The organism is Pseudomonas paraveronii (genome assembly GCF_963681955.1).
GTDB lineage: Bacteria > Pseudomonadota > Gammaproteobacteria > Pseudomonadales > Pseudomonadaceae > Aquipseudomonas > Aquipseudomonas paraveronii.
In genome coordinates this window covers 5325617-5338343 of the sequence record NZ_OY817130.1, presented here as the reverse complement: position 1 = coordinate 5338343, position 12727 = coordinate 5325617, and the positions used below count along the sequence as shown (strand labels likewise).

Annotated in this window: 15 protein-coding genes; 5 read left to right on the top strand and 10 right to left on the bottom strand. The window is 60.4% G+C overall.

The window, feature by feature from the left end:
• Positions 1 to 80: 80 nt before the first annotated feature.
• Complete coding sequence (locus U5A08_RS24655) at positions 81 to 797, bottom strand: hypothetical protein (protein WP_321848969.1); 717 nt, start codon at positions 795 to 797, stop codon at positions 81 to 83.
• Between the two features lie 315 nt (positions 798 to 1112).
• On the opposite strand from U5A08_RS24655, the gene U5A08_RS24650 reads away from it, so the two are divergent.
• Positions 1113 to 1235, top strand: coding sequence for a hypothetical protein (locus U5A08_RS24650; protein WP_321848968.1), 123 nt, complete (start codon positions 1113 to 1115; stop codon positions 1233 to 1235).
• On the opposite strand, the gene U5A08_RS24645 is transcribed toward U5A08_RS24650, so the two are convergent.
• The 5 genes from U5A08_RS24645 to U5A08_RS24625 form a co-directional block, all read right to left on the bottom strand.
• Positions 1232 to 2482, bottom strand: coding sequence for a 2-aminoadipate transaminase (locus U5A08_RS24645; protein WP_253398881.1), 1251 nt, complete (start codon positions 2480 to 2482; stop codon positions 1232 to 1234). The genes U5A08_RS24650 and U5A08_RS24645 overlap by 4 nt on opposite strands.
• 144 nt (positions 2483 to 2626) lie before the next feature.
• Positions 2627 to 3628 carry a sensor domain-containing diguanylate cyclase gene (locus U5A08_RS24640; RefSeq protein ID WP_321848967.1) on the bottom strand — a complete coding sequence of 334 codons (1002 nt, stop codon included), beginning with the start codon at positions 3626 to 3628 and terminating at the stop codon, positions 2627 to 2629.
• 135 nt (positions 3629 to 3763) lie between these two features.
• Positions 3764 to 5659, bottom strand: a complete 1896-nt coding sequence (locus U5A08_RS24635) for an alkaline phosphatase D family protein (protein ID WP_321848966.1) — start codon at positions 5657 to 5659, stop codon at positions 3764 to 3766.
• A 124-nt stretch (positions 5660 to 5783) separates the two neighbouring features.
• Positions 5784 to 5978: a hypothetical protein gene (locus U5A08_RS24630; RefSeq protein ID WP_321848964.1), complete on the bottom strand. Its 195-nt coding sequence runs from the start codon at positions 5976 to 5978 to the stop codon at positions 5784 to 5786.
• A gap of 244 nt (positions 5979 to 6222) precedes the next feature.
• The gene (locus tag U5A08_RS24625; RefSeq protein WP_253398865.1) at positions 6223 to 6603 is read right to left on the bottom strand and encodes a response regulator; all 381 of its coding nucleotides are present in this window, start codon (positions 6601 to 6603) and stop codon (positions 6223 to 6225) included.
• A 350-nt stretch (positions 6604 to 6953) separates the two neighbouring features.
• On the opposite strand from U5A08_RS24625, the gene U5A08_RS24620 reads away from it, so the two are divergent.
• Together U5A08_RS24620 and U5A08_RS24615 are read left to right on the top strand one after the other, a co-directional pair.
• The gene (locus tag U5A08_RS24620; protein WP_247396109.1) at positions 6954 to 7331 is read left to right on the top strand and encodes a c-type cytochrome; all 378 of its coding nucleotides are present in this window, start codon (positions 6954 to 6956) and stop codon (positions 7329 to 7331) included.
• A gap of 285 nt (positions 7332 to 7616) precedes the next feature.
• Complete coding sequence (locus tag U5A08_RS24615; RefSeq protein WP_321848963.1) at positions 7617 to 8129, top strand: type VI secretion system amidase effector protein Tae4; 513 nt, start codon at positions 7617 to 7619, stop codon at positions 8127 to 8129.
• A gap of 268 nt (positions 8130 to 8397) precedes the next feature.
• Here U5A08_RS24615 and U5A08_RS24605 read toward each other — a convergent pair whose 3' ends face one another.
• Positions 8398 to 8610, bottom strand: coding sequence for a hypothetical protein (locus U5A08_RS24605; RefSeq protein WP_253398859.1), 213 nt, complete (start codon positions 8608 to 8610; stop codon positions 8398 to 8400).
• 69 nt (positions 8611 to 8679) lie between these two features.
• Here U5A08_RS24605 and U5A08_RS24600 point away from each other — a divergent pair, with 69 nt between their 5' ends.
• A complete protein-coding gene (locus U5A08_RS24600) occupies positions 8680 to 9315 on the top strand; it encodes a LysE family translocator (RefSeq protein ID WP_321848962.1) in 636 nt (211 codons plus the stop codon).
• A gap of 44 nt (positions 9316 to 9359) precedes the next feature.
• Here U5A08_RS24600 and U5A08_RS24595 read toward each other — a convergent pair whose 3' ends face one another.
• From U5A08_RS24595 to U5A08_RS24585, 3 genes are all read right to left on the bottom strand, one after another.
• The gene (locus U5A08_RS24595; RefSeq protein ID WP_253398857.1) at positions 9360 to 9689 is read right to left on the bottom strand and encodes a hypothetical protein; all 330 of its coding nucleotides are present in this window, start codon (positions 9687 to 9689) and stop codon (positions 9360 to 9362) included.
• Positions 9690 to 9762: 73 nt separating this feature from the next.
• Positions 9763 to 10551 (bottom strand): OmpA family protein, encoded by a 789-nt coding sequence (locus U5A08_RS24590; RefSeq protein ID WP_321848961.1) that lies wholly within the window; start codon positions 10549 to 10551, stop codon positions 9763 to 9765.
• Positions 10548 to 11372, bottom strand: a complete 825-nt coding sequence (locus tag U5A08_RS24585; protein ID WP_253398853.1) for a motility protein A — start codon at positions 11370 to 11372, stop codon at positions 10548 to 10550. Before U5A08_RS24585 ends, U5A08_RS24590 begins: the two co-directional genes overlap by 4 nt.
• Before the next feature lie 242 nt (positions 11373 to 11614).
• Between U5A08_RS24585 and U5A08_RS24580 the strand changes: the two genes are divergently transcribed.
• Positions 11615 to 12667 (top strand): flagellin N-terminal helical domain-containing protein, encoded by a 1053-nt coding sequence (locus tag U5A08_RS24580; RefSeq protein WP_253398851.1) that lies wholly within the window; start codon positions 11615 to 11617, stop codon positions 12665 to 12667.
• The last annotated feature ends 60 nt before the right edge of the window (positions 12668 to 12727 follow it).

Here is a 12727-nt window from a genome sequence, read left to right as displayed (position 1 = left end):
GAGAAGCGCGGGGCTTTTTCTTGGGCGCAGTTCCAGCGCAGTGTTTAACCCAACACAAAACCAATGTGGGTTCAGCGGTACTACTGCTGCACGATGCTGTATCCATCAAACGCCGTCTGCTGCTGCAACGCCGTGATCACGCTCTTGCGGCTCAACGGCTGTTCAGCGCCTGAGTTATCCACAAAGCTCTCAACCTCCAGCTCGGCGTCATCGCCGTCACCGACAAAGCTGAAACCCAGGAACTCGAACGCTTCACGGTCGACGTTGAGCTTCGAGCGCGGCGTGCGCAGCGGCAGGGTGACGCTGATGCCGTCCTTGCTGATCACAAACACTTCGGCTTCTTTCTTCGGACGAGCGGCCTTGCCCTTGCCGGCGCTTGGGTTGCTGATGGCCTGGTGGGACTGGTTCAGCACCTTGAGGGCCAGTCCATAGACCAGCTCCTGAAACTGCGGGTCGTCCTTGAAGCTGGACAGGATGCGGCTGATGGAAAACTTGCTGCTCAGGTCTTCCAGGACGATGTTGTCGGCGGCTTCGGCGTCCTTGAGCTGCTTGAGCTGGCCCATCAGGTCGTAGGCCTTGTCGTCATCGAAGGCGTCTTGGGCCTCGCGGATGGCCACACGCAGTTCGCGGATCTGGTCGCTTTCCTTGGAGGTATGGAACGCGTCCAGCACCATCTCGCTGATGATCTTGGCCGCTGGCACATGCTGTGAAAGATTGATGGCGTTTTCGTATTCAGCTTTGGATTGCAAGGCGACTACGGACTCTTCGGCGGATTCTGCGGTGTAGGAATCGGACATTGAAATTTCACTACTTCAGTAAACAGGGACAAAAAAGCGTCGCGCATTTTCGGCGGGGAGGGGGGGCAGGTCAAGGCAGCACAATGCCCTTATTGCGACGCAAAGCGGCCAGCGCCCGCTGCAGCGTGATTGCCCGCCCGCAAAACAGACCTACGGTCAAACCGGATGCGCCACCGCCCGCGCCAGCTCGCCTTTGTCCATCGATTTAGTGCTGTGCCGGTAAACCCGTTACAACACAGAGGTCTGATGAACCTATAAAAACGAACACAGACCTGCGTCGAGGGGCCCTCCCCGCGCCAGGTTAATGAAGGCCTAATGCAATGGGGCATTCTCTGTCATGCCCGGCCGATCTGCTTGCCGCGCCGCACGCACCGGCACCTGCAAACTAAGGAATTGCTGCCCGACAGCGGCGGCAAGCCGGTGGATGCGCGTTATTAGCCCAGTTGCTTGAGGCACGCCTGGAGGATGTCCAGGCCTTCCTCCAACACCGCTGGCTCAGTGGTCAGCGGCGCCAGTAAACGGACGATGTGCCGCGACTTGCCGCTGGGCATCAGCAGCAAGCCGGCGTCCCGCGCCAGGCTCAGCAATTGGCTCAGTTGCTGGGGCGCGGGCGTGCCGTCGGCGTGGGCCAACTCGATGCCACGCATGGCGCCGACGCCGGTCAGTCGGCCCAGGTAAGGCGACAGGCGTTGCGCGCGCCAGGTTTCGTAGCGGCGCAGGATGGCCTCTTCCTGCTGCGATCCCCAGGCCTGCAACTGTGCATCCGTCATCACCTCAAGGGTGGCCAACGCCGCCGCGCAGGCGATGGGATTGCCGGAGTAAGTGCCGCCCAGACCGCCTTTGGGCAGGTTGTCGAGTAATGCCTTGCGCCCCACCACGGCGCCCAACGGCACACCGCCGGCGATGCTTTTGCCGAGCAGGATCAGGTCCGGTTCTATGCCCAGGCGCGAGAAGGCAAAACGCTGGCCGGTGCGGCCGAAACCGGACTGGATTTCATCGGCGATCAGCAGGATGTTTTTCTCATCGCAGAAACGGCGCAGGGCCTGGGCAAACTCGATGTCCAGCGCGAGGAAACCGCCTTCGCCCTGCACCGGCTCAATGATGAAACAGGCCACGTCGTTGACGTCGATTTCCACACTGAACAAGCGGTCCATGGCCTTCAGCGCTTCGGCGCAGGTCACGCCGTTGTCTGCGCTCGGGTAGGGCAGGTGATACACCGGGCCCGGCAGGACACCGACTTTTTGCTTGTAGGGCGCCACCTTGCCATTCAGGTTGAGGGTGGCAAGCGTGCGGCCGTGGAACGCGCCGTCGAACGCAATCACTGCAGTGCGGCCGGTGGCGCCGCGCACGATCTTCAAGGCGTTTTCAGCGGCTTCCGCGCCGCTGTTGGTGAGCATGCCGCTGACCGGGTAGTCCACCGGGATAAACGCACTAAGACGATCCATCAGCTCGATGTAAGGCCTATGCGGTGCGGCGTTGAAGGCATAGTGAGTCAGTTGGGTTGCCTGCTGGCGAATCGCCTCGACCACTGCCGGGTGGCAATGCCCGAGGTTGAGCACGCCGATGCCGCCGACAAAGTCGATGTAGCGCTTGCCCGTGGTGTCCCAGACCTCGGCGTTCTTGCCGTGGCTGAGGCTGATGGGGTGAACGATGGAAATCGACTGGCTGATGGTTTCGCGGCTCATGAATCTCGGACTCGGCAGTGGCGGGCTTCTTTTTATCTAAGCCGCGAGCCAGGCTGTGCCGCAAACGAAATAAAGTCGCCGGGTCATTCCAAATCGGAAGGAGCGGTTGCCAGCAGGTCGTTCGGGGCAACAACCCCCGCGCATTTATTCCGAGGCGACATCCTTCCCCGCTGCCTTGGAGCGATACAGCGCCTGATCGGCCCGCGCCATCAGCGCGGCGGGGGCTTCACCCGCAAGACGCTCCACCACCCCCAGGCTCAGGGTCACTTTGAAGTCACCCACCGCAGGCATCTCGGTCATTTTTTGGCGAATGCGCTCGGCCAGGGCTTTCGCTGTCTTCAGGGGGCTTTTGGGCAGCACCACCACAAACTCATCGCCACCCCAGCGCGCCAGCAAGTCACCGGGGCGCACGCAGGATTCCAGTCTCTCCACGACGCTCACCAGGGTCTTGTCGCCGACGCCGTGGCCGTGTCGATCATTGATCGGCTTGAAATCATCGATATCCATGGCGAGCAGCGCCAACGGCAGGCGGAAGCGTTCGGCGCGGTCGCATTCTTCCAGCAGCACTTTCTCCAGGCGATAACGGTTGGCCACGCAGGTCAGGGCGTCACGCTCGGCCAAGGAGCGGTTTTCGTCCAGTTGCAATTGCAGTTGCTGATTGACCCGTGACAACTCGCGTGTGCGTTCGGCAACCAAGGCTTCAAGCGATTGGTTACGCCGTTCGAGCTGTTCGATGGAGCATTTGCGCGTATTAATGTCGCGGTGGGCGCCGACCATGCGCGCCACCGAGCCGTCGAGGTTACGCGCAACCACATAGCCGCGGTCTTCGATCCACAGGTAACTGCCGTCTTTTTTGCGGCAGCGGTATTCGGTCTGGTAATGGGGCGAGCGACGGTTGATGTAGTCATCGAACAGCGTCATCACCCGGAGGTAGTCGTCGGGGTGGATGATGTTCTCCCAGGTGAACACGCTGTTCTCCAGGGAGTGGCTGGGGTAGCCGAGCATTTCGTACCAGCCCGGGTTGCGGTAAACGAAACCCGTATTCGCATTCCAGTCCCAGACCCCGTCGCTGACCAGTTCCATGACAGCATGCAACATGTCGGCATTGAGGTCGTTTGACGGTTTATTGCCGGCTGTATCGTCCATGTGCGCGCTTCCCTGCGTGGGCCCCAAGGCCGGTGAAATTGACGCCGATACTCCGTGGCTGGCGCTACTGTACAACGTGACTTGCACGCTTTGAATAGAGCGACTGTGCAGCTGTCGAGGTGTGGCGATGGGCCATTATTTCGGCGCCCGCATCTTCGTCGGTGCCTTCCCATTGGCGTTGTGCTGGTAAATGGCCTCGGGTTGGCCTTGCGCGTTGAAAAACACCTGGCCGATCCCCGCCGAGTTCCACAAGCGCTCACCGGCTTGCGCGTGTTCCGGGATATGCGGCACCACCTGCATGGTGCGGCGGCGGGTGAACCAGTTGAGCGGAGAACGCGGCGAGTAGAGCCAGCGGTTGAGGCGGTCGAACCATTCCAGCAGGCGCGGTGGGAATTCGTTCTTGATGCCGCTGCTGGTGATCTGCCAGAGCTTGGGGCCGGCGTTGCGATGGCGGATCAGTACTTCGTAGACGAACGAATAGTGTACGTCGCCCGAGAGGATGACGTAGTTACCCGGCGTGCGGGAGTGGCGGAAGATATTCAGGATCACCTCGGCGGCGCCGCGATGCGCCATCCAGTTTTCGGCGTCCACCAGCAGCGGGTAACCGCACCCACTGAAGACTTTTTGCACGGTCTCGATCAGCTTGACGCCAAAGATCGGCGCGGGGGAGACGATGATCGCGCACGGGTGGTCCAGCAGTTCCTGTTGCAGTTCGCTCAAGGCTTCCCAGTCCAGCAGGCCGGATGGTTGTTTGAGGTTGAATTCGCTGCGCCAGCGCCGGGTTCGGGTGTCGAGTACGACCAGCGCGGGGGTGGTCGGCAGGACGTAATGCCACTGTTGGAAGGCCAGCAACGTGTCGAGCAGTTGATCCTGCGCACTCGCGTTCAGGTGGTTGTGCTGTGCCTGGGCGACAAGTGCCTGGGTCTGCTTGATCAACGGGCCAAATGCATCCGGTTGGTTACCCCAGCCTTGGCACAACAGGTAAGCCAGCAACGCGTTGCCGATGATGCGTTTGGAGAACGGATGGCCGTAGGCGGTTTCTTCCCACTGGGCGCTGAGGTTCCAGTCGTCGGTGATGTCGTGATCGTCGAAGATCATCAGCGTGGGCAGATGGGCGAACACCCGCGCGACGCCGGGCAGGCCATCGCGGAAGCGATCGATCTGCACCTGCTCACGGGCATACCGCGGTTGCGCGTCGGCGCTCAGTTGCGGCGGCTGCGGCGCGATCAGTGTCCAGGGGGTGGGGGACCAGACCAGCAGATACATGGCAATGACTTCGGCGAAGGTCACCAAGTGATTGTCGGCGGTGCTGCTGGTGAAAATCGGCTTCTTCACGCCGCCAAAAAAGCGTTCGCGCAGGGTCTCGTTGCTGTCCAGCGCGGGGAGCAGTTCGGCCCGCTGGTAATAACTGGCGCGATGCCCGTAGAGGCTGGCGCTGTCGTCCACCACGGCGCCGTCCAGGTATTCGTCGAACAGCCCCAGGCGCGTGATCAGCCCATGAATCGCCCGCAGCATCGGCCCGGCGACATCGTCGGCGTACACCTGGTCGCCGCTCATCATCAACAACGCCGGGCGTTGCGCTGGGGTTTGTGCGTCGGCCAGCAGGCGGTCGACGCACAGCAAGCCTTCGTCCGCCGGGTGGTGGGGCTTGCGGCAGGAGCCGTGGACCAATTGATGAATACGGCTATGCAGCACGAAACTCGGCGATTGCGCGTCGCAATAGAGCAGGTGCGGTGCCCATTGGCCGATGCCGCGCCCGTCGATCAGCAGGTCATAGCCGATCACCGCGTCCTGGGGCAGAGCCTCGTCCAACGCAACGTCGATCAAGTGGATAAAGGCCTGGCGCCCCACCGGCACGATTTGGCACTGGCCTTGGTCCAGCGAGATATCGCGGGTCTGCTCGGCGACGTGCAGCCTGAGGGTCAACGGCAGTTCCCTGGTCCCCACCAGCCACATCACCAGGCGCTGGGGTTCAAGGCGCCGCAGCAGCGGGCCAGCGAGGACGTCGGGCAAGGTGCCGGCGTGAGGCATAGGGTTGAAAGCTCTGTGCAAGGTGGTTGCGAAGGTTAACCCGGGGGATGTCAGTATTTTGTTAAGGTCGGGTGGATCGAAAGGTGGAAGAGACTGCAGGGTTGCAGCCTCTCTGTTTGACGACTTAGATGACGTTTCCACTGCCCAAGCTGTCCAGGCCGTTCGAGCGGTTGTCCTTCTTTGGCGGCCGCTCACCACTGAAATCAATGGTCGACCCCAGAGAGGGCGTTTTCGGGCGAGGAGGGTTTTTTTCTGGCGTGTTCAAGTAGGTCTGCAAAAGGGTGTTTTCGAAACTCAGATGACTGGAAAAAATATCCATCACGGTACCCTCTGTAAGTTCAGTTCGCGTCGAAGGCTGTCGACGCGGACCGAAACTACAGAGCGCGGGAAGCCTGAGCTATAAACAAATCGCGTCAAAACGAGACGACACAGGTGTGGGCATTGTCATTCACCTTGGGCACCCTAAATCGGAACTCACGGCTGCGGCCCTGCTCACTTTTCGCGACGATTTTTCCGGCACCTAACCGCCGCCGGGTCTTCGGCGAAGTGATGTCGCGAAGCTATTAATGCACCGACGCTCCCTGCTGGGTCAGTGCGGTTTGTACGCATTCGAGCAGATGGTCGGTACTCCACGGCTTGGGCAGGAACCGTACCGATCCCCCCAACTGCGCCGCCAGCCTGGTGTTGCCGGACGTCAGCACCACCGGCACCGCTGGCCAACGATGGGCCACCACTCGACTCAGGTCATAGCCGTTGAGCAATCCAGGCATCTGGATATCACTCACAATCAGGTCCACCGGGTCATCGGCCCGCTCCAGGTAAATCATTCCTTCATCCGCCGAAGGAAACGAGGTGACATGCGCACCGAAATCCTCCAGAACGTCGACCATTAACGCGCGAATGATTTCGTCGTCTTCCAGCACTAAAATCGATGGCTGAGCCATGATCCTTACTCCACCATCAGGGTTCAGTAGGGTGGAGTGGGGCGCAGCGCATTAGGTTCGATCAGATATGCCTGGAACGATGGATGGTCGTTCTGAGGGACCCGGTTGCGTATTGACCGGGTGCTGCTGCACGATACCGGCGCTTTTCAACCAACCACCGGCCTGCTTCCCACAGGCCGTGACACAAGGCCGTCAACCGTGAGCACTCGGCCGCGCAGATCGACCAGGATGACCCGTGGTTCAGTGCGCTGGCACCGGTGGTGACGGCATGGACCGAAGCGGTGATCTGGATGGGCATGCGCTCCTGACAAACCGGCATAATCACCCGTATCACCCGATGTGGAGCCCTTATGAAATACCGCGCCTTACTGACCTTCGCCCTGATCCTCAACACTGGCGCGGCCTGCGCCGCCGGCGATGCCGAAGCGGGCGGCAAGCTCTTCGCCAAAACCTGCGGCGGCTGCCATAACATCGGCGAGGGCGCGCGCGGCGGCTTTGGCCCCGAACTCAACGGCATCATCGGCAGGCCTGCCGGCACTACCGCCGACTATCAGTATTCGGATGCGATGAAAAACTCCGGGGTGGTCTGGACCCGAGAAAAACTCGCGGCCTATATCGAGGCGCCGAAGAAGGTAGTGAGCGGCACGCGCATGATCTTCTGGGGCATCAGCGATCAGGAAAAGATCGACAACATCCTGGCGTACCTGGAGACGTTTCAACCCCAGTGATTCTGACCTCATGTGGGAGTGAGCCCCACATGAAACCTGCGTCGTTCTGAAGTTCCTATACCTAACCGCCCAGCTTCCTATTCGGCTGCGGAACATTCCGCACAAACACCGGCCCAGTTAGCACTTACTTTCACACCAATAAGGACATCCCCTGTGAGGGTGTGTGAGTTATACCCTGCAGCCAAAACTGACAGGCAAGTAGGACCGTTCTGATTTCTATCCGATCCCCTCTTAAGCAGCAAAGCGTTTGCTACGGTCGCGAAAAAAACGCGAAGGAAATGCTGAATGCTGACATTCAATACCCTATGGAAAAACCATCCGGAAATCTTCGGAGACGCCGCCCCGTGCCGAACCAACGGCGCGAAAAATTTTAGTGATCAATGCGCGATCAACCTAGGCGTGGCATTGCGCAGGTCTGGTGCCGACCTGAGCGGATTCAGAGGGGTGCGCTATTGTTGGCAGCACCCCAAAAGTGAAGGTCATGTGCTGGCTGCAGAGGAAATGGCCAAGGCATTAAGTCGCGCCAATATCCCCGGTATACAGCCCGTAAAGAAGATAAAGCCTGAAGACTTTGAGGATATGTTGGTCGGGCAGCAAGGCATCATCTTCTTCAAGGATTTTTGGCGCCGGGGCAATGAAACGTTCGGTAACCGTAGTGGTGACCACATTGATTTATGGAATGGGCGGCGATTGACGGATTGGCTGAGCTACCCGCGAATTCAGTTAGGGTTCTCGATCGAAGGGACGTTCTCGGATTATCACCAGTCAAGGGAGATTTGGTTTTGGAGCGTTATATGAAGGTCTGTAAGGGGGTTGTGTTTGTAGTTTTGGTAGTCGCCGTGGCTGTTGGGGTGTTCAACGGGGTGGTGGTGGCGGTGTCGGCGTACTTTGGGCCGTTCTATGAAGGAGATGCGGAGCAGACTCGGAATTTTGGGATTTGGTTGGTGGGGAATGGCGTCACTGTTGTGGGGGCGGTTGTGGGTGGGGTGGTTTGGTATTGCAGGTATTTGCGGAGGCCGCGGGGCTGATGGCCTGCGCCCATATTTGACGGTGTGCATCCATTGAATCAGGCGTGCCTGCAGTAAAAAAGACCTTGGGACGCCAAGGTCTTTTTTTGCCCGCTGATCAGGTCAGCAGGTACTTGGAAATCCAGAGCGAAAATCCCGGAGGTTTCCACGCAATAGAACACGCTGTTTTTGTACGGCCGCAAGATGAAGTCGATCACGTGCCTGTCCTGTGTATGACGTTTTGCTCGCAGATCTGTATCTAACGCGCTCATGTCGCACGCCCTACCATGGCGCTCGACACGACAACGTCGCCGACAACACCCTCATTCAGGAGCTGCACGATGCCCGAACTGTCCAACTGGTTTGCCTATGGCCTGATCTCACTGGGCATGGTGCTGACGCCCGGGCCGAACATGATTTACCTCATTTCCCGCTCGATTTGCCAGGGGCGCACGGCCGGTTTGATTTCCCTGGGCGGGGTTGCGTTGGGTTTTATCGTTTACATGCTGTGCGCGGCGTTGGGTATCACCGCCTTGGTCATGGCGGTTCCCTTGGCCTACGACGCGCTGCGACTCGGTGGTGCGTTGTATCTGGTCTACCTGGCCTGGCAGGCGGTCAAGCCGGGGGGGCGTTCGCCTTTTCAGGTGCGGGACTTGCCCCAGGATAGCCCGCGCAAGCTGTTCATGATGGGCTTTGTGACCAACCTGCTGAACCCTAAAGTCGCGGTGATGTACCTGTCGTTGCTGCCGCAGTTCATCGACCCGAACGGCCACGGCAGCGTGTTGACGCAATCGTTGGTGCTGGGTTTTACGCAGATTTTCATTAGCGTGGGCGTCAACGCAATGATTGCCATGATGGCGGGCTCCATCGCGGTGTTCTTCGTCACCCGGCCCGGTTGGCAGGTGGCGCAGCGCTGGCTGATGGGCTCGGTGCTGATGGGCTTGGCCGTGCGTATGGCAGTTGAAGGGCGGCGGTAATCGGGCATGCGCTATTGACGCTGGCCGGCACGCTGATCACCGATTCACTGGATGTCTTTCAAATAGTCCTTGAGGGTGGTTAGCGGCGCGGGCAGTGCATCGAGTTGACGGACGTTTTGCACGTCAGTCGCCAACCGCCGCAATTCCCGCCCCAGTACCGTATGGGCGCCGCCCACTGTATCCAGCGCTTGCACCGCACACGCCTCGATCTTGAGTTGAATCGCAGGCAGATCCCCCCGTCGCACCAATAACCCAAACACTTCCCGCTCGTACCCGTCCATCACCAGATCGTCACGCAAAACCGGGCTGCCGCCGTCGGTCTCGTGCACCAGTTTCAGTGCGAAGAGCGCAACCGCTTCCAGCGTCAATTCCATGGTCTCGCTTCCTCAGGCTTGGGTGGGGAGGGCGATGATCACTGTTCTGCGTCGGAAAAAAAAGACCCACGCGTCAGCGCTCCAGGATCAGTTCCACGCGGCGGTTGCGGGCGCGGCCTTCGGCGAGGGCGTTGTCGGCCAGGGGACGGGTGTCGGCATAGCCGATGGCGGCGAGGCGGTTGGGCTGGATGCCGTTGCTTTGCAAGTAGCGGACTACGCTGCCGGCGCGGGCGCCGGAGAGCTCCCAGTTGGAGGGGAAGCGCGAGTTGCGGATGTCTTGGGGGTCGGTATGGCCGGCGACGATGATTTTGTGCGGCACGCTGTCGAGTACAGGGATCAGCTTGCGCAGCACGGCGAGGCCGCCCAGGCTGAGGTCGGACTGGCCGGAAGGGAACAGGATTTCGCTGCTGATCCGAAAGCTCACACTGCTGTCGTTGGTGACCACTTCGATGTCATTGCCCAGCTTGTCCAGTGGCAGTTCGTTGAGCAGGTCTTGCGTCGTGGGCTTGGGCGGCTCGGGCTCAACCACAGTGACGGGCTCGGGCTCGGGCTCAACGGCGACGACGGGTTCGGGCTCAGCTTCCACCACGGGTGCCGGCGCCTGATGTACCCGCAACAACGCGCCCGGCGGGTCTATCGAGGTCAGGCTTTTTGCACTAAAAACGGGGGCTACAGTGAGCTTGGCACTGTGCCGCGCAAGCTCATGGCTCTTGCCGGCCAACGCCAGCATGGCCATGGTCATCACCAGCAGCAGGGTCATCATGTCCAGGTAGGTCATCATCCAGGTTTCGCCACCTGGATCTTCTACGGGCAGCGTGCCGCTGGCGATCGCGGCAGCCTGGTTGCGGGTGATGGCTGTCATGCCCGGGTTTTCCACTTCAGCGCAATCAGGGTGCGCGCCGGGCGCAACGGTTCCTCGCGCAAGTCGTTCTGGTAGTGGGCCACGAACGACTTCAAGGTTTCACGCATCAGCCCTGGGCTGCGTTTGTTGGCCATCATCGCCACGCCTTGCAGCACCATGTTCATCACCACCACGCGCTGTTCGGTGCGGCGTTCCAGTTTCACCGCCACCGGTTTGCACAGCAGGTTGGCCAGCAACACGCCGTAGAGCGTGGTCATCAGGCCCACGGCCATTTGTCGGCCGATGGTCACCATGTCACCGTCGCCCAGCACGAACATCAGGTTCACCAGCCCCACCAGGGTACCGAGCATGCCGAAGGCCGGCGCATAGCTGGCCATGACCCGGAACAGCTGGGCCTCGGCGTGTTCCTTGGCACGCAGCCGCGCGATGCGCCACTGCAGCAGGTCGAGGATGTCGTCCAGTGGTGTCTTGTCGATCACCAGTTGCACGCCGGAGCGCAGGAAGGGGTTCTTCACCCGGTCGAGGACGTCCTCCACCGCGCGCAGGTCGCCGTCGATCCACAGGCGCGACAGGCTCACCAGTTCGTCGATGTCTTCCTGGGTGTATTCGCGCTCGTGACGCACCACGGTCTTGATCAGGCTGAAGATGTGCAGCACTTCGCGCAGCGGGTAGCTGATGAAGGTCGCGGCAAAGGTGCCGACCACCACAATGCCGAGGGCCGGCAGGTCAATGAACAAGCCGGGTTGTTGCGCGCTGAACATGAGCAGCACCGCCAGCAGTAGCAGGCTGGCGAGCATGCCGATCAGGGTTGAGGGGTTCATGCAGCACTCCTGTTGTGGGCCAAGGCAGGCTTTATAACGCGGTGGGTGCTGATTCAAATCGGCTAATACAGGCACTTTGCGTGGCGAAATCGGACGGCTGCGCAAATTTTTTTGGGGGTTGCCTAAAGACGGCTGATCGGATCGCCGATGTTCGGTTTGTCTGTACGGCAACGGCGGTGATTGCATCGACGCCGGGCCCTGAATCTGTCCCAAGCGGCTCACCCACGAAAAGGAACTGCACCATGTCAGTTATCAATACCAACATCACGTCCATGATCGCTCAACAAAACCTGAACTCCTCGGAGAACAGCCTGAGCACCTCGATCGAGCGCTTGTCGTCGGGCCTGAAAATCAACAGCGCATCCGATGACGCCGCAGGCCAGGCGATTGCCAACCGCATGACCTCGCAGATCACCGGCCTGTCGCAGGCGAGCAGTAACGCCAGCGACGGCATCTCCCTGGCGCAGACCACCGAAGGCGCGCTGGACCAGGTGAACGACAACCTGCAGCGCATCCGTGAGCTGTCGGTGCAAGCGTCCAACGGCACCAACTCCCAGTCCGACCTGCAATCGATCCAGGACGAGATCACCCAGCGTCTGGACGAGATCGACCGTATCTCCTCGCAAACCGCGTTCAACGGCGTGGACGTGCTGTCCAAAGACCAGACCATCACCATCCAGGTCGGCGCCAACGATGGCGAAACCATCGACATCAAGCTCAGCGAAATCAATGCCAAGACCCTGGGCCTGGAGAGCTTCAACGTGAACGGCTATGACACCACCCTGACCGCCAGCACCCTGTCGGATTCCTCGGGCACCGCGATCACGTCGACCAACACCAGCTATGTCGACAAGTCTGGTACCACGGTCACCGGCGGCACGCTGTCCGCCGACGCCGACGGCGACTACTTCCTGACCGTGGGCGGCAAGACCTACGCGGCGGAAGTGACCCTGACCACCAGCGGCACTACCACCTCGGCCAGCATCAGCATCGACACCGAGAATGCGGTGACCAAGAAGTCCACCAGCACCCTGACCACCCTCGACAACGCCCTGAACACGGTGGACTCGATGCGTTCGGACCTGGGTGCGGTGCAAAACCGTTTCGACTCGGCGATCACTAACATTTCCACCACGACCACTAACCTGACCTCCGCCCGTTCGGGTATCCAGGACGTGGACTACGCCACCGAAGTGTCAGCCATGACCAGCGCCCAGATCCTGCAACAGGCCGGTACGTCGGTATTGGCCCAAGCCAACTCCATGCCGGAGCAAATGCTGTCGCTGCTGCAATAATCGCAACCGCGCGGTACGAAGGGGCCAGCTCACGCTGAGCCCCTTTTTTGTGCGCGTTCG